The sequence below is a fragment of the Corynebacterium sp. ACRPO genome, assembly GCF_022347205.1.
Lineage (GTDB): Bacteria > Actinomycetota > Actinomycetes > Mycobacteriales > Mycobacteriaceae > Corynebacterium.
Window position 1 is genome coordinate 170933 of the sequence record NZ_JAKRNE010000001.1, and the last position, 17125, is coordinate 188057.

Consider the following 17125-nt stretch of genomic DNA (forward strand, 5'->3'; position numbering starts at 1 on the left):
GGGATTATTCGCTGGCGAGCACGACCTCAATTTCGCGCTCGCGCAACGCTTCCACGAAGGAATCGGGGGCAGCAGCGTCAGTAATGACGACGTCGATATCGGCGGCAGAGGCGAAACTTACAAGGTAGTCATTGCCCAGCTTGCTGGAGTCACACATGACCACTACCTTGTGGGCATTGGTGACGAAGGCGGATTTGATGGCTGCCTCTTGGGAGTCGGCCGTCGACAAGCCATGGTCTAGGGTGAGGGCATTGGTGCCGATAAAGGCGACGTCGGCACGCATCAAAGCTAGGGTGCGCAGTGCGGTATCGCCAACGACGGCCTGGGTAATCGCGCGGACCGTACCGCCAAGTAGCTGGACGTCAGGCACGCCATTGCCCGCTAGCGACAGGGCAATAGGCAAGCTATTGGAGACAATATTGAACTGCGCCTGCGGGTATTGCTGTCCAATGAGCTCCGCGAATGCATTGATGGTGGTGCCTGCGTCCAAGAAAACACTGCCGCCGCCGTGGGGGAGAAAATCAAGGGCCGCGCGGGCGATAGCCGCTTTTGCGCCGGAGGCGGACCTCTGGCGGGTATCCAGGGTAAGCTCCGCGGTCTGGAAGGTTTGGGAGGCTACTGCGCCGCCATGCACGCGATGGACGACACCCTCACGGTCAAGCACCGCAAGGTCGCGGCGAATGGTCTCGGCCGTAACTTCGAAGCGTTCTGAGAGCTCAGTGACGTTGACGCGGCCTTCAACGGCGGTGAGGGAAGCAATTTGGCGACGCCGCTCTTCTGCGTACATGATTCCTCCTTGAATCTAGAGACATCGCGTCATGGCGCGGGGGTAAAAATTGCCATTTTATGCGGAAGTGAAAATCCGGCGATATTGTTTTGCTTAGTCTATTGTCTCAAAAATCGGGAATAAACGGACTAAAGCAAAAACTTGCACAGCTGCATTTTAGAGCCGGTACCTTGAAATGCCTGGTTATCAGGAAAAGTGGGATTTTCGTCTCTTTTGGTGTCCGGGTCCGAAATAGAGCCAAAATGGGGGTGGCAGGATACGGGCTGCGTCAACGAAGGGTGTACGTAGATAGACCCCGCGAGGGCCACACTCGGCCCTTGCGGGGTAATGGAATCTGCGTCAGGTAAGTGGTTAAAGCTTACGGAATACCGATACAACCTTGCCCATGATTTCCGCATCATCGCCGTTGATGGGAGCGTAGGCATCATTGTGGGGAAGCAGCCACACGCCGGAGGAATCACGGTGGAACTCCTTGACGGTAGCTTCAGAACCTTCGAGCAGGGCGGCGACGAACTCGCCCTCCTCTGCAACTGACTGGGAACGAATGATTACCCAGTCGCCGTCAAGGATGCCGGCATCCTGCATCGAGTCGCCGACTACTTGCAGCATATAAAGGTCGCCGCTACCGACCACCTCGTCAGGCATGGGGAAGTATGTGTCCACGTTTTCCTCTGCGGTAATGGGTGCTCCCGCAGCGATACGGCCGACCACAGGAATATAGGAAACGGCACCTGCATCCTCGGGAACTTGCTGCTCAGACTTAGCCGGCTTGCGGCCCGGCTTTTTGGCGCCTTCATCCGTATTAAGGTGACGAACATCTACAGCACGCGGCTTGTTAGGGTCCCGGCGCAAAAACCCCTTTTCTTCCAATTGTTTTAGCTGGTAGGCAACCGATGATGTGGACTGCAGGCCTGCTGCGTCACCAATTTCGCGAATGCTTGGTGGGTAGCCACGCAACATAACGGCGTCACTAATGACGTTGAGAATGCGTCGCTGGCGGTCGGATAGGGAAGCGTAGTCGGTCTTCTCGGTAGTCTTCTTTGGCTTGCGGCCCATTGCTGGCTCCTCGGAGGGGGTCGGGTGGATTTATCGGTGGTCTGTTAGCTGGCGGCGCTGAAAAGATGCCACACGTCATTTGTAGCACGAAAAGTACAGATGTTCGAGATTTGCGCGTTGGGGTGGACAAGTATTCGAAGCGATGCTATAAATCGAACGTACCAACTAAATCGAACATTATGGCGACTGGGTGTCATGGCGTGTCGAATGAGGCGCCTAAGGTGGCTTCAGTCGTCGAAAGGAAAGTCATGTCTCTGCTGATCAATTCTCGCAATAACCTGGTAACACGCAATGCTGCTGATCCCGTAGTGGTGCCGTCTGCATCCGTGTGGGATGTGGAGCGCGACTACGGTTCTGTGGTCCGCGGTACCGCAAACTCTCGGTATGTTCGAACTCTACGTGTGGAAGATTGCACGACCTATCGTTCGAACCGTACGTCGCTCGGAGACTCTGGGAACAGATCGAATAGGGGCCGAAACAGCGTGGGTGAGTCGAACACAGGTAACTACGCATTGGGTGCAGTGTTTGGTGTAGCGGTCTTTGTGGGCACTTTGCTAGGCGGACTAGCTGGTGCTGAAGGAAACAGTGCACCGCAACCGCCGGCTTCTAATGTGCAACAAGTAGAGGCTGCAGTAACACGATAGGGGGAACGGTGGGGCGAAGGCCGGTGGTCACACGAAATCGAAGGTGAGTAAACTACTGGCGTAACAACTTCAGTGAAAGGACCACCGTGTATTGCCCTTTTTGTCACAATGAGCAATCCCGCGTTATCGACTCGCGTGTGGTCGATGCTGGAGCGTCGATTCGTCGCCGGCGCGAGTGTGCTTCGTGCAAGGGCCGCTTTACCACGGTTGAGAAGGCCGTGCTGCTTGTGGTGAAGAGAAACGGTCTGGCCGAGCCTTTCAGCAGAGATAAATTGATTCGCGGTGTGCGCCGTGCCTGCCAGGGACGAGACGTAAGCGACGATGCCCTGAAGAAGCTTGCGCAAGAAGTTGAGGAGACGGTGCGTAGTCATGGCTCCTCGCAGGTCAACGCGAACGAGATTGGCTTGGCCATCCTAGAACCACTGCGGGACCTTGATGAAGTGGCCTATCTGCGCTTCGCCTCTGTATATAAATCCTTTGAAAGCGCAGATGACTTTGAATCCGAGATTCGACTGATGCGAAGGCGCGATCGCGAGGACTTTTAGCGCAGTTTGTCCACCGCCTTTTGGATACGGCGGAGTGAAACGGCGTGGGCTGTGCCAAGGCGCTGGGCGAAAAGAGAAACTCGAAGTTCTTCAATCATCCAGCGTACGTCCTTGACCTCGCGCGTCTTTTCGCGGCCTGCCGGGAGGTTGCGAAGGCGGTTAGATAGGTAAGCCTTGGCGTTGTCTACCTCGGCTTGGCGGTCCGCATCGCGGTCCGGGTCAAGGTTCATGTCCTCTAGACGAATTCGCATGGCTTGGATATATCGCGGAAGATGACGCAGATGGGACATTCCATGGACAGTGATGGCGTTTTGGGGTAGGAGGAAGTCCAATTGTGCGCGCATGTCATCGATTGCTGGACCGTCCCAATGTGCGAGTTCGGCTCGCAGATTGGAGTATTCGGCGAGTCCTGGGGCAATGGCTACCACTGCCTGGCGTACGCGTCCTGGGACCTGGGGTTTGACGGTGTCCTTGAGCTTCTGGAACGCCGAGGGGGTGCGGACCGGGCCGCCGGCTTCGAGCATCAGGTCGCGGATCGCGGCGACGCGGGCGTCATTGACAAGGCCGTCGGCGCCGCCGTGCGGATAGGAATCGACGGCGACGCGCTGTTGCAATGGCAGGCCCTTGACCATTTGTGGAGCATTAACGGATATCTCACGCATGAGGAGGGTGAGTGTGGTCGTGACCATGGCGGCATCTGCGGCGGCCTTGGTGGGATGGACCTTGAGTTCGACGCCGTCCTCGGTAGCGACCAGGGCAGGGTAGGCGGTGACTTCGTGGCCGTCCACGGTGGTCTTGACCGTGTCATCGATGGTGCCGAGGGTGTCGTCAGTCCATTCGCTGACGGCGGTGGACTCGGAGGTGCGCGAGACGCGGGACACGGAGGACTTGATATGCCCGGCCTGACGTCGGACGAGTGCCGCGAGGTCGCGGTCGGAGTCGACGATCTTGCCGCGCTTATCGATGGCCCCGTAGTTCATCCGCAGGTGGGCGGGTAGCTTGCTGGCCTGGAAGTCGGTGGCGTTGATTCCTTGACCGCCGAGTTCGCGGAGGACGTCGGCAAGTTGCTGGGTGATGGGGCCTTCATAAGGGATGAGGCGATCGATGGCGCACTCGGCAAATTCGGGCGCGGGTACGACGGTGCGGCGCAGGGCCTTGGGCAGGCTGCGGATGAGCTCGGTGACGAGCTCAAGGCGAAGACCTGGAACAAGCCAATCGAATCCTTCGGTATCCAAGCCGGCGAGCATAGGAATGGGAACCATTACGGTGACGCCGTCGAGAGGATCGCCGGGCTCGAACTTGTAGGTCAGTTCGTAATCGATAGAGCCCTTGTGCCAGTGGTCGGGGAAGGATTCCTCGGTGGCCTCGTGGGAGTCATCGATGAGCTTAGCGGGATCGAAATTCAGCAGATCCGGGGTGCGGCGGCGCTCCTTTTTCCACCATGAGTCGAAGTGGCGGCCGGTGGTTACCTTTGCCGGAATGCGCTGGTCGTAGAAATCGAAGAGTGTATCTTCGTCCACGATGAGGCCGCGGCGGCGGGCCTTTTCTTCGTATGCGGCGGCGTCGTCAAGCGCTTGGGCGTTGGCCTTGAAGAAGGCGTGGTGGGTGTTCCAGTCGCCGGCGATAAGGGCGTTGCGGATGAACATATCGCGGGCAGCGGCGGAATCGACGCGGTGGTAGGGCACGGTGCGGTCGGCCACGATGGGCACGCCGTAGAGCGTGGATTTTTGGTGCGCGATGGCGGCGGCGCGCTTGCGAGACCAGGTGGGCTCGGAGTAGTTGTGCTTGAGCAGGTCCGCGCCGAGCTTTTCTACCCAGGCAGGATCGATGGCGGCGACATCGCGCGCCCAGAGGCGGGAAGTTTCCACTAGCTCGGCAGCCATGAGGAATTCGGGCGGCTTTTTAGCCAGAGCGGAGCCAGGGAATACCAGGAAGCGGGTGTTGCGCGCGCCCTGGAACTCCTTGGAATTGCCATCGCGGGCGCCGATATTGGATAGCAGGCCCGAAAGGAGGGACATGTGGATGTCATCGGAGCGGCGCTCGGTGCCTTCCTGGTAGGTCCAGCCCAGCTGCTTGGCGACGTCCTTGAGCTGGCGCACCAAGTCAAACCACTCGCGGATGCGCATGTAGTGGAGGAATTCCTGCTTCATGCGCTTGCGGAACTTATTGCCGGATTGCTCATTGCGGGTTTGCTTGATGTAATCCCACAGCTTGAGCATGGACAAGAAATCCGAGGTCTTGTCCTTGAAGCGGGCGTGGGCTTGGTCGGCCTGGGCTTGGAAGTCGAGGGGGCGCTCGCGCACATCTTGGATGGTCATGGCGGCAACGATGACCATGACATCATCGAGGCATCCGTTGGTATTGGCCTCAATGAGCATGCGGGCCATGCGCGGATCCAGTGGGATGCGGGCAAGATCGCGGCCGATGGTGGTGAGTGAGGGCTTGTCCTGCTTGTCGTGGAGGGCGCCGAGCTCGTGGAGGAGCGTGAGGCCATCGCGGATGGCCTTGTGCTCGGGAGGTTGGATGAAGGGGAATTGTTCGATATCGCCGAGCTTGAGCGAAACCATCTGCAGGATGACGCTGGCTAGGTTGGTGCGCAGGATTTCCGGGTCGGTGAACTCGGGACGGCTTTCAAAATCCTGTTCGCTGTAGAGGCGGATGGCGATGCCGTCGGCAACGCGGCCGCAACGGCCGGAGCGCTGGTTGGCGGAGGCCTGCGAGATGGGCTCGATAGGCAGCCGCTGGACCTTGGTGCGCGTGGAATATCGCGAGATGCGAGCGGTGCCGGTATCGACAACATAGCGGATACCGGGCACGGTAAGCGAGGTTTCGGCGATATTGGTGGCCAAGACGATGCGGCGGCCGCGGTGCTCGCTAAACACGCGGTGCTGTTCTTGGTTAGATAGGCGGCCAAAGAGAGGAGTGACCTCGACGTTTTTCCATTTCTTGCCTTCGATGGCTTCCATGGCATCGCGAATATCTCGCTCGCCGGGGAAGAAGCAGAGGATATCGCCGTCGCCTTCGCGCATGAGCTCTTCGATGGCCTCGGTCAAGCCGTCGAGTGGGTCTTGGTCCACGACTTTTCCGCCGGCCTCGAACTCGAGTGGCCGGTAGCGGATTTCTACGGGGTAGGTGCGTCCGGAGACCTCGATAATGGGGGCGGGGTTGCCGTCGGCGTCGGCAAAGTGGGCGGCGAAGCTTTCCGGGTCGATGGTGGCGGAGGTGATGATCACCTTGAGGTCTGGGCGCTTGGGCAATAGGCGCTTCAAGTAACCCAACAGGAAGTCGATATTGAGCGAGCGCTCGTGAGCCTCATCGATGATGATGGTGTCGTACTTATTGAGGAAGCGGTCGCGTTGCATCTCGGCGAGCAGAATGCCGTCGGTCATAAGCTTGACGGCGGTGGTCTCAGAGACGCGATCGTCAAAGCGGATGGCGTAGCCAACGGACTCGCCGATTTTCTGGTCCAATTCCGAGGCGATGCGTTCGGCCACGGTGCGCGCTGCAATACGGCGCGGCTGGGTATGACCGATGAACCCGCGGCGGCCGCGACCCAGTTCAAGGCAGATCTTTGGGATTTGAGTGGTCTTTCCAGAACCGGTCTCACCGGCGATGATGACTACCTGGTTGTCCCGAATTGCCTCGGCGATATCGTCCTTGCGGGCGGTGACAGGGAGGGCGTCGGGGTAGGAGATGGTGGGAACGGCGGCGTCGGTAAGTGCGACGCGCTCGGCCGCGTCATGGATTTCAGTGCCGATTTCTTGCAGCGCTTTAGGGGCTCGGGCCTTCTTGAGGCGGCGACGGAAGGAGCGGGCTTCAGAGAGGGTGACATTGTCGAGTGCAGCGAAAAGTTCATCGCGGGAAGAGGTTTCATTCATAGTCATGACTAGGCAACGAGTTTACCCGTCCACCTGAAATGAGGAAAAAGTTGTTAAAGTTAAAATACTTATCCATTTTTCTATGTGCATTCCTGAAGGAGGAGCACCGCCTATGACGAACCCGTATTCGGGTGGAAATGACGATTTTCCTCGCTATGAGCCGACCAACCATCCCGAGGATCGGCCGGACTACGGCCAGCTTCCATCGTATGGTGGCGCCCACGAAGGCAACGCCCAAGGCTATGCCGGCTACCACGCGGGCCAACCTCAGCACACCGGAAGGGTTTCGGCCATAGATGCCGTTTCTTGGGCTTTTCGGGCTATCTTTAGCAACTGGAAGCTGTGGATTTTGGGAACGTTGCTTGCAGGCTTCCTCGGCGTGGTCTTTTTCGCCATTTCTGGCGGAGTAGGCGCTGCGACGGCGAGTGCCGACGGTGATCTCACTGCTAGTTCCACGATCATGCAAATCATTTCCTGGGTGATTGGCATCGTGCTAACTCTGGCGCTTATGCGCCTGGCGCTTTTCCAGATTGATGATTCTCGCACCGGGTGGGGCTACCTGTTTAAGAATGTGCGCTGGTGGCAGCCACTAGTCATTATGGTCGTCATCGGTGTTGTGGCGGGACTGATTTCTTTCGTCGCTGTGCGCGGTTCTGCGGAGGGGCTGGCCGGCAATGCCGAGCAGCTTTCCGATGAAGAAGCGTTCGCCGCCGTCATGGGCATGCTCGGCGTCTTGGCCGTGATTTCGCTGATTAGCTTCTTTATCCAACCATTCTTCTCGCTGATGCAATGGTTCGCGGCCGATGGCGATAGCGTTGGTGAGGCCGTGAAGAAAGGCTTTCAGGCAGGTAAGAATAACTACGGCCAAATGTTGCTGCTGGCAATTTTGAACTTTTTCATCATTGTTGCCGGCTTTTTGCTTTTGGGCATCGGCCTCATCGTGGCTTATCCGGTTACGCTTCTGGCACAGGCGCATATGTTCCGCCAGTGCGCGGGGCGCAACACCTTCCCACAGGCCTAGCGCACCATAGTTAAAGGCCACCGTTCCTCTCAGGGGCGGTGGCCTTTGGCATGCTTGGCGACGCCCCGTGGGGCCGCCGGGTGAGACTACTGCCGGGAGCGCTCAATCGCCTTGTTATAGGCGGAGGTGATGAGCGTGCCGAATTCGCGGAATTCCTCGGCGCGGGCGGCAGAGGAACGGAACACGAGGCCGACCTCGCGTTCGGCGGTGACATCGGAGGCAAAGTGGGCGATCGCGACGTCCTTGCCATGGCACTCGGTGGCCAGTGCGGATTCGGGAACGAGGGTGCAGCCCAGGCCGCCCATGACCAGCTGCATGATGGTGGTCAGGGAAGAGGCGCGGGTGACGGAATTGGTGGCCTCGGCCGGGTTGATATTGGCGTGGCGGCAGAGATCGACGACCTGATCGCGCAAGCAGTGGCCGTCGTCAAGCAGCAGCAAATCTAAGTCCTTGAGCTCCGCAAGCTCGACATCCTCGCGGCCGGCGATGGGGTGATCAGGAGGGCAAACGATGGAGAATTTCTCCGTGTAGAGCGGGCTATCGACCATGCCGGTGGCCTCAGAAGGAAGGGCCATGATGGCAAGGTCCAAGTTGCCGTTGCGCAGGCGGGTAATGAGGTGCTGGGTTTGCTCCTCTACGAAGCGCGGCTCGAGATCCGGGTAGGCCTCAACAAGCATCGAGAGCAGATCGGGGAGGATGTAGGGAGCAATGGTGGGGATAACGCCGATGGTCAGTGGGCCGGCAAGGGTGCCGTTGGCGCCGCGAGCGTGGGCCAGGAAGGTATCGGCGGCCTCGAGGGTGGCTTTGGCGTAGGGGAGGAGGGTCTCACCGGCCGAGGTGACGATGACCTTGCGAGTGGAGCGTTCGATAAGCTGCAGGCCCAAGCCCTGCTCGAGCGCAACGAGGCCTTGGGAGAGGGAGGGCTGGGAAATTTCGAGTTTGGCGGCCGCGGTGCCAAAGTGCTTATTTTCCGCAACGGTGACAAAGGTACGCAGCTGAGCAAGTGTAGGGCGATACTCTTTATTATGCATGCCTATCACTCTAACACTTACCTATAGGATTTGCTATTGACGCGAGCGGAAAAGATGGTATAACTGATCGTGTTGGGCCGGACACGGTCCGGCCCCGCTGCTTGTACACAAAGCGGCAGGAAACTTAGAGGAAAAGCCTTTGCTAAAGGAGTTGAAGACTATGCCTATTTTGACCGTCGGCGAAAAGTTCCCAGAGTTCAACCTCACCGCCCTGACCGGTGGCGATCTGCACGACGTCAACGCTAACCAGCCGGAGGACTACTTCGAGCAGGTATCCCTGGACAAGTACGAGGGCAAGTGGAAGGTCGTCTTCTTCTACCCGAAGGACTTCACCTTCGTCTGCCCGACCGAGATCGCTGCCTTCGGCAAGCTGGACGAGGAATTCCAGGACCGTGATACCCAGATTCTCGGCGGCTCCACCGATAACGAGTTCGCTCACTTCAACTGGCGTGCAACCCACCCAGAGCTGAAGGAAGTTCCTTTCCCGATGTTCTCTGACGTACGTCACGACCTCATTCGTGCACTGGGCGTCGAAAACGCTGATGGCGTTGCTGACCGCGCCACCTTCATCATCGACCCGGATGGCGTTATCCAGTTCGTATCCGTTACCCCGGATGCTGTCGGCCGTAACGTAGACGAGGTTCTGCGCGTGCTCGACGCCCTGCAGTCCGAAGAGGTCTGCGCTTGCAACTGGGAGAAGAACGACCCAACCAAGAACATCAACAAGATGGACGTCGTTCAGTCCGCGCTCTAAATCTCACTGAGATGCAGGTTCACCCCGCTTTCGTGGCGGGGTTTCCTTTTAAATCCGACGCAGTAAATTCCTATCAAAACCTCAAAGGAGAAAAGCTATGTCTATTGATAATCTGAAGTCTTCCCTGCCGGAGTACGCCAAGGACCAGAAGCTCAACCTGGGCGCCCTGACCCGTTCCAAGGACCTGGACGAGGAGCAGCTCTGGGGCTGCCTACTGGCATCGGCTGCCGCAACCCGCAATGACACCGTGCTTTCTGAGATTGCGGAGGAAGCAAAAGAGCACCTGTCTGAGGAAGCTATCGAGGCAGCCTACGGCGCAGCCACCGTTATGGCTATGAACAATGTTGCCTACCGCGCCAAGGGCTGGTTGGGCGATGACTACGCACAGGTTAAGTTCGGCCTGCGCATGAACATCATCTCCAAGCCGGGCGTGGACAAGGCCAACTTCGAGCTGTGGAATACCGCAGTTTCCGCCATCAATGGCTGCGAGCACTGCCTGGGTGCTCACGCTCACGAGCTCAACGAGGCTGGTCTGAGCAAGGAGCAGGTCTGGGAGGCCGTCAAGGTTGCGGCCGTTGTCCAGGCTGTGGCACAGGCTGTCCAGATTGAGGCCGCACGCTAAAATAGCCGGCCTTTAGCCGCCCTCGCGCTTGCCGACGTCCCCCTCACTCGGGGCGTGGCAGCCAGGGCGGCTTTGTCGTTTTCGCTGGCTAGTATTCCACGCGCAGGTCCGACAGTCGGACTTCGCCGGCCTCATCGGAGGCATCGAGATCTACCGTAGCGACGAACTGGTAGGCGTGGTCGCCGTCTGGGTCCTTGATGATCTGGCGCACGGACCATGCACGCGAGTCAGTATCGCCGAGGCGGAAATACTCCGGGCCGCGGGCCTCGGGGCCGGAATCGATGTCATCATATTCATCGAAATAGTCATCCAGGATAGCGCCGAAGTCTGGCACCTCGTCCAAGTAATCAAGCAGCTCTGCCAAGCGGTCTTCCTTTTCCAAAGCAAAGAGCTGCACCAAGCGGAACATGTAATTGCGCACCATAATGGTAAAGGCGCGGCGATTGGCCGTGAGCGCGGTGGGGTCCTCCACGCCAAAGGCCAGCTCGCGGTCCACCGTGTCTTGATCGATGGGGGAGTCTTCGCCGGCCATTTGCGCCCATTCGTCGACAAGCGAGGAGTCTACCTGGCGGATAAGCTCTCCCAGCCAGACAACGATGTCCTCGAGCTCCGGAGTGTTGTACTCATCGGGAATGGATTGCTTCAGGGTACGCCAGGCGTCGGTCAGGTAGCGCAAAATCACGCCCTCGGAGCGGGCCAAGCCGTAGGTTGCGACCAGATCGGAGAAGGTCATCGCGTTCTCGAGCATGTCGCGCACCACGGACTTGGGCCGCAGCTCAAACTCCTTGACCCACGCATTGGTCTCAGCGAAAGTATCGTAGGCCTGCTCCAATAGCTCTTCGAGCGGCTTCGGCCAGGTAATGTCTTCTACGATATTCATGCGGTCGGTGTAGTCCACCCCGTCCGCTTTCAGCGCGGCAATTTCTTCGCCGCGGCGCTGCTTCTGCTGGGCGATGAGCACCTGGCGTGGGTCATCCAGAATGGCCTCGAACACGGAAATGACGTCCAGGTTATAAGTCTCCGCCTCCGGATCCAGCAGCGAGAGCGCCGCCAGCGCGAATGGACCCAGTGGCTGGTTGAGCGCAAAGTCACGCGGCAGCTCTCGTACCAAATGGTAGGGGCGGCCGTAGATATCCAATCCCTTGGTGGATTTTTGTACCACGCCGGAATCCACTAGCCCGCGGAAGAGATCGATAGCGGTGAGAATGTCCTTATTCTGTTTGCTGCGATTATCGTGATTGTCTCGCAGCAGGTGGCGCATGTGGTCATAGCCATTGCCATGGCGTGCCAAGACGTTGAGCAGCATGGAATTAGAAACGCGGAACTGAGAGGTAAGCTGTTCCGGTTCCGCCTCAGTAAGACGCGCGAAGGTCTTCTCGGACCAGGACACCTCGCCTTCGCGAGCGGACTTCTTCTTCAGCTTCTTCAAGCGCTTGGGGTCGTCGCCGATGCGGCGGCGCTCCTTGGCATTTTCAATCTCGTGCTCGGGGGCCTCGACCACCACAGTGCCCTCGGTGTCATAGCCGGCGCGGCCGGCGCGGCCGGCAATCTGGTGGAATTCGCGCGACTTGAGGATGCGTTGGCGCTGGCCGTCGAACTTGGCAAGCCCAGTCATCAGCACGGTGCGGATGGGCACGTTAATGCCCACACCCAAGGTATCGGTGCCGCAAATGACCTTAAGCAGGCCCTTTTGTGCCAAGCGCTCTACTAGACGGCGGTATTTGGGCAGCATTCCCGCGTGGTGAATGCCGATGCCCTTTCGCAAGAGCTTGGACAAATCTTTGCCAAAGGCAGTGGTGAAGCGGAAACCACCTATTTCCTGGGCAATCGCTTCCTTTTCTTCTTTAGTGATGATCCCCGATAGAGAGGTGAGCGCCTGGGCGCGCTCGGCCGCTTCACGCTGCGAGAAGTGCACCACGTAGATGGGAGCCTTCTTATCGGCCAAGAGCTCCTCGATGGTCTCGTGCACCGCGCTAAAGACATAGGAAAAGTCCAGTGGGACGGGACGCGTAGTGCCGGCGACGAGGTTGGTGGCGCGGCCGGTGCGGCGGGTGAGATCTTCTTCTAGCCACTGAGTATCGCCCAAAGTGGCGGACATGAGCAGGAACTGCGCCTTGGACAACTCTAGCAACGGCACCTGCCAGGCCCATCCGCGATCTGGTTCGGAGTAGTAGTGGAACTCGTCCATAACTACCTGGTTGATATTGGCCTCGGCACCATCGCGCAGCGCAATATTGGCCACAATCTCGGCGGTGGCGGCGATGATGGGGGCATTGCCGTTAACGGTGGCGTCGCCAGTCATCATGCCCACATTCTCGGCGCCGAAGATATCGCAGAGGGCAAAGAACTTCTCGCTCACAAGGGCCTTAATCGGCGCGGTATAGAAACTGCGCTGGCCACGAGCTAGGGCGATGAAGTGTGCAGCATTAGCCACCATGGACTTTCCCGAGCCCGTAGGGGTAGCAAGGATGACATTGTCGCCGGCCAAAATTCCGAGCGAGGCTTCTTCCTGCGCCGGGTACAAATTGATACCCCGGCCGGTGGTCCACGAGGTAAAGGTATCCCAAATTGCCTCGTCTACGAGGGACTCGGGTACTTCCGTTAAATCTGGCAGCAGCTGAGATAAGTTCACCCCCACCACCTTAGCGGCGATGGGGGCGGGTTAGTTAGATATCGTCACCTAAGTCGCCCTCGCCCGAAGCAGAATCAGGGCCATCCTTGCCATCATCGGACTGCGGGCCTTCCTCCTCGGCGGAATCTTCGCGGTCATCGATCTCGGTATTGATGATCTGCTGGCTTTCTTCTTCATCCAAGGAAGCCAAAAATGCTTGGAACTCCTCGCTGATTTCCTCACCGGTAGGCATGGGCTCCTCGCCAGGCATGATCGCCTGCGGATGCTCCTTGCGGTAGCGCTCCATATAAGCGTCATACTGCTGCTCGAGTTGTTGGACTACGCCTTCAATCTCATCCGAGCCACCAACTTGCTCCTCCAGTTGGTTTTCCACACGGGATATATCGGCCTCGATGCTGCCCAAAGGAATGTTGAGGCGCGCCGCCCGCGCCACCGAATCCAGCAGCTGGAACGTGGCCTGTGGATAGGGCGAAGCTGCCAAATAGTGCGGCACGTGGACGGTATATCCAGCCACCGTGCGGTGCTTATCCGCCAGAGCCTTTTCCAAGTACAGCGCGGCAGAGCCTGGCACCATCATGGTGGAATCCATCGAGAGCATGTGCTCAGTCAAGCGGGAGGAGGTGCCATGGGCCGTAACCACCGTGGGGCGGGTATGCGGCACCGGCATCGGCGCGGCATAGAGCATGATGGTGTCTTCAATATTGAATTTTTCCACCAGCTTCACCACGGCCGTAGTGAACGCCTCCCAGCGCATGTCTGGTTCAGGGCCAGACAGCAGAAGGAAAGTCTTGCCGGAATTATCGCGCAGAACCTTAATACCAAGATCCATGGACTCGATTTCCAGCGCCCGATCCTTATCAATCGTGACAGCCGGGCGGCGGGAGCGGTAATCAATCAGCTCATCAGAGTTAAACGATGCCAGCTGACGGCCTTCCAAGGCGGCCTTTAAATGGTCAGCACTTGCCTCGATGGCTTGGCCAGCGTCAGCATAGCCGTGCATGGCAACAATCATGGTGGGGCCTTGTCCGTCACCGGAATCATCCCTAATCACCGGAGCTGGATATTCCAGCTCATACATGCGGCGATCTTCTTCGTGCATGTTGTGTTACCTCCTTGCTTTCTTACCTACCCCAACGCCGCGCGCGTGCTTACTATTCCCGCGCGCACTGCGAGGTTAAATAAACAATTGTGCCCCAAACCGCTGCGCATTGCCAGCGCAATCGCGGGCGGGGTGTGGAAAGCCGCTTGCCGACGCCCCCTTCACCCCACCTATCCACAGATCCCCACGACCTAGCCCCTAGTGGCCTATGCATAGTTGCGCGGATGGTTGAGGCTGGGGCCATGGACATCACAACACCAACTCAGCCCATCCGTACGCCCGGCGATATCCTCGCCAATATCCCAGGAATCCTCGGATTCTTTCCCACTGAATCAGTCATCCTCATTTCCATCCAACCCAGCCAACGCGGATATAGCATCGGACCAGTAGCCCGCCTCGATTTGCACGATGTGCCTGGTGCCCTGCACGAAGTGATGGAAGCGTTTCACTGCGGAAATCCCGAAATCATTTTCTGCTTCGTGCTCTCTCAACGCGAGGAAGGAGAGCTCTGGGACATTCTGCAGTCTCTTTACCACTTCCAAGACCACACCGGCATGGGCATCGATGCCTGCTGGCTGGCCGAGGAACTATCCACCGATTCCGCCTATGACCTCATCTTTGGCCACGCCACAGAAAGCGGCGAGGGCCCGCTCCAGAATTGGATGGAAGGAACCATACCCGCCATCTCGACGAGCCACACGATGCGCGCCTGCGTGAATAATGGCATGCTTCCGGAACTTAGCCGTCATGACTTGGTCCAGCGCTTTAAGGACCCGAACCCATACTTTGGGGAAGAAGAGATTAGAGCCATGGAGCGATGCGCCGAAGAGATTGCCCGCCAGTTGCGCGCCGGGCACGGGTACGGCACGACAGAACCAGTGCAGGTGGTCAAGCACCTCATTGCCGATGTGCGCTATGTGCTCAGCGAGGTCGAATCGCTGGAGGAAACCCTAGAAAATGAAGAATTGTTGTGTGTGGCAGCCATGTGGATGTCTACCACCTGGACCCGCGACCTAGTCATTACGGAGCTCGTCTCCGCGCCGCAGGAAGCAGGAGACCTGTTATTGGCGGTAGCGCGTACATTCCAGGGGTCTATTCGCTATAACGCCCTAGCTTTGTATGCTGCTAGCCAGGTGTCTCACGAATTCGGAATTTATGCCGGTCCGGCGCTTTCCGTAGTAGTAGAAGAGGCGCCCCATCACAATCTGGGGCGCCTCATAGCGCAGGGTTATCGCAGCGGCATGGGAAAGCGGTTGGTCTCCAGTCTATGCCATGGTTGCGAGCTAGCCCGCGAAGCGGCGGGGCTCCGCGTTGACAGCCCCGCCTAACGCGCGCGGTGTCTAGGACCGCTTTGCCGAATGTGCTTTATCGCCTAGCTGTCGGGTGAAGTTCCACGCGTCGGTGACTATGGTTTCCAGGTCCGTGCGGGTGGGATTCCACCCGAGCTCCCGCTGAATCTTCTCAGAGGAAGCGATGAGCGTAGCTGGGTCGCCCGCGCGGCGCGGGGCCACCTCAGCCGGAATGTCGTGGCCGGTTACCTTGCGACACATCTCGATGACTTGCTTGACGGAGTACCCATCGCCAGAACCCAAGTTGTAAATGTGGTGCTTGCCAGATTCATTGGACTCGAGAGCAAGCACGTGGGCGTCGGCTAGATCGCGGATATGGATGTAGTCACGCACTGGGGTGCCGTCTGCGGTATCCCAGTCATCACCGAACATGAAAATCTTATCCCGGTGGCCCAAAGCAACTTGCAGCACGATGGGGATGAGGTGGGTTTCTACCTCGCGGTTTTCGCCAATATTTCCGTAGGCGCCAGCCACATTGAAATAGCGCAGCGAGGTAGCGCCTAGGCCGTAGGCGTGGGCAAAGGACGTGATCATGTAGTCGATGGCCAGCTTGGTCGCACCATACGGATTGGTGGGCTGGGTTGGCATGTCTTCCGTAATCGGGACCTGGTCGGGCTCACCGTAGGTTGCAGCGGTGGAGGAAAAGACGAGGTTTTTGACGTCGTTATCCCGCATGGCATTAAGCAGCGTCAGGGTAGTAACGACGTTGTGCTGCCAGTACTCATCTGGTTTTTCCACGGATTCGCCCACCAAGGAGCGCGCAGCGAAGTGAATGACGCCTTCGAAGCCACCTTCGCTCAGGACATCGGCAGCCTTGTCCGCGACGTCGCCCTCGATGACGCGGGCGGCTTCCGGAACGGCCTCGCGATTGCCGGTGGAGAAATTATCAATAATGGTTACGTCATGGCCCTGTTCGACCAATACAGCAGCGCAAACGCTGCCTACATAGCCCGCGCCACCTGTGACGAGAAGCTTCATGGGTTATACCTCCACGCGCACTGCGTGCGCCAAATCGTCGGAAAGCACGACGCTTCTGCCTTCCGGTGTCGACAGTGTAATCGTGCCGCTGTTATTGACCACAGACACCTTGGCGCCCACTCGGATTCCAGCATCGGTGAGTTCTTGGAAGGTGCCATCATCAACCTGCAGGATTTCATTGACCTGGATGACGGTCGCAGAGACCTGCTCGCCATTGGGGAGATCGACCGCGCGGGTGCCCTGATCCGGCTGTGGAACATCGAAGCCAAGTGCAGATAGCGCCGGAATAGGATTGCCAAAGGGCGACCGCGTCGGATCATCGAGAACAGCGACCATGCGCTTTTCCACCTCTTCGCTCATCACATGCTCCCACCGGCAGGCCTCGTCGTGGACCTTGGCAATGTCGAGCCCCAGGACGTCGGTAAGCAAACGCTCTGCCAAACGGTGCTTGCGCATGACTGCGGTTGCTAAGTCGCGGCCCTTGTCCGTGAGATCCAAACTGCGGTCGGTGCGCACGTGCAAAAGGCCATCGCGCTCCATGCGAGCCACGGTCTGAGAAACCGTTGGCCCGGACTGCTCCAAACGCTCCGCAATGCGGGCGCGCAGGGGAGTGATGCCTTCTTCCTCTAGCTCGTAGATGGTCCGCAGATACATCTCCGTTGTATCAACTAGGTCCCTCACGTGGGCATACCTTTCTGTGTGAATACGGTTACGCGGCTATTGTCCCGC

Annotated in this window: 13 protein-coding genes; 5 read left to right on the plus strand and 8 right to left on the minus strand. The window is 58.5% G+C overall.

The features are described 5' to 3' along the window. Positions 1–4: 4 nt before the first annotated feature. Positions 5–787: a DeoR/GlpR family DNA-binding transcription regulator gene (locus tag MHY22_RS00815; RefSeq protein ID WP_239277540.1), complete on the minus strand. Its 783-nt coding sequence runs from the start codon at positions 785–787 to the stop codon at positions 5–7. Between the two features lie 351 nt (positions 788–1138). Further along, positions 1139–1843 (minus strand): transcriptional repressor LexA, encoded by a 705-nt coding sequence (gene lexA / locus MHY22_RS00820; protein WP_239277543.1) that lies wholly within the window; start codon positions 1841–1843, stop codon positions 1139–1141. A gap of 730 nt (positions 1844–2573) precedes the next feature. Between lexA and nrdR the strand changes: the two genes are divergently transcribed. Continuing rightward, complete coding sequence (gene nrdR, locus MHY22_RS00825; RefSeq protein WP_005328590.1) at positions 2574–3032, plus strand: transcriptional regulator NrdR; 459 nt, start codon at positions 2574–2576, stop codon at positions 3030–3032. On the opposite strand, the gene hrpA is transcribed toward nrdR, so the two are convergent. After that, the gene (hrpA, locus tag MHY22_RS00830; protein WP_239277546.1) at positions 3029–6916 is read right to left on the minus strand and encodes an ATP-dependent RNA helicase HrpA; all 3888 of its coding nucleotides are present in this window, start codon (positions 6914–6916) and stop codon (positions 3029–3031) included. The two genes, nrdR and hrpA, sit on opposite strands and share 4 nt — an antisense overlap. Positions 6917–7022: 106 nt before the next feature. Between hrpA and MHY22_RS00835 the strand changes: the two genes are divergently transcribed. After that, entirely contained in the window at positions 7023–7931 is a 909-nt protein-coding gene (locus tag MHY22_RS00835; RefSeq protein WP_239277547.1) for a hypothetical protein, read from the plus strand. A gap of 86 nt (positions 7932–8017) precedes the next feature. Here the strand turns inward: MHY22_RS00835 and MHY22_RS00840 are convergent, their stop codons facing one another. Beyond that, positions 8018–8962, minus strand: a complete 945-nt coding sequence (locus tag MHY22_RS00840) for a hydrogen peroxide-inducible genes activator (RefSeq protein WP_239277550.1) — start codon at positions 8960–8962, stop codon at positions 8018–8020. Positions 8963–9122: 160 nt separating this feature from the next. Between MHY22_RS00840 and MHY22_RS00845 the strand changes: the two genes are divergently transcribed. Together MHY22_RS00845 and MHY22_RS00850 are read left to right on the plus strand one after the other, a co-directional pair. Then, entirely contained in the window at positions 9123–9716 is a 594-nt protein-coding gene (locus MHY22_RS00845) for a peroxiredoxin (RefSeq protein ID WP_023021385.1), read from the plus strand. A 97-nt stretch (positions 9717–9813) separates the two neighbouring features. Continuing rightward, positions 9814–10338 carry a carboxymuconolactone decarboxylase family protein gene (locus MHY22_RS00850; RefSeq protein ID WP_049377405.1) on the plus strand — a complete coding sequence of 175 codons (525 nt, stop codon included), beginning with the start codon at positions 9814–9816 and terminating at the stop codon, positions 10336–10338. Positions 10339–10426: 88 nt separating this feature from the next. Here MHY22_RS00850 and MHY22_RS00855 read toward each other — a convergent pair whose 3' ends face one another. Continuing rightward, positions 10427–12970 (minus strand): DUF3516 domain-containing protein, encoded by a 2544-nt coding sequence (locus MHY22_RS00855; protein ID WP_239277551.1) that lies wholly within the window; start codon positions 12968–12970, stop codon positions 10427–10429. 34 nt (positions 12971–13004) lie between these two features. Then, positions 13005–14069: a PAC2 family protein gene (locus MHY22_RS00860; protein WP_150850344.1), complete on the minus strand. Its 1065-nt coding sequence runs from the start codon at positions 14067–14069 to the stop codon at positions 13005–13007. A 242-nt stretch (positions 14070–14311) separates the two neighbouring features. Here MHY22_RS00860 and MHY22_RS00865 point away from each other — a divergent pair, with 242 nt between their 5' ends. Further along, entirely contained in the window at positions 14312–15397 is a 1086-nt protein-coding gene (locus tag MHY22_RS00865) for a DUF4192 domain-containing protein (protein ID WP_239277552.1), read from the plus strand. A 12-nt stretch (positions 15398–15409) separates the two neighbouring features. Here MHY22_RS00865 and galE read toward each other — a convergent pair whose 3' ends face one another. Continuing rightward, entirely contained in the window at positions 15410–16396 is a 987-nt protein-coding gene (galE, locus tag MHY22_RS00870) for a UDP-glucose 4-epimerase GalE (RefSeq protein WP_239277553.1), read from the minus strand. Positions 16397–16399: 3 nt separating this feature from the next. Further along, the gene (locus MHY22_RS00875) at positions 16400–17077 is read right to left on the minus strand and encodes a metal-dependent transcriptional regulator (protein WP_239277554.1); all 678 of its coding nucleotides are present in this window, start codon (positions 17075–17077) and stop codon (positions 16400–16402) included. Positions 17078–17125: the final 48 nt, after the last annotated feature.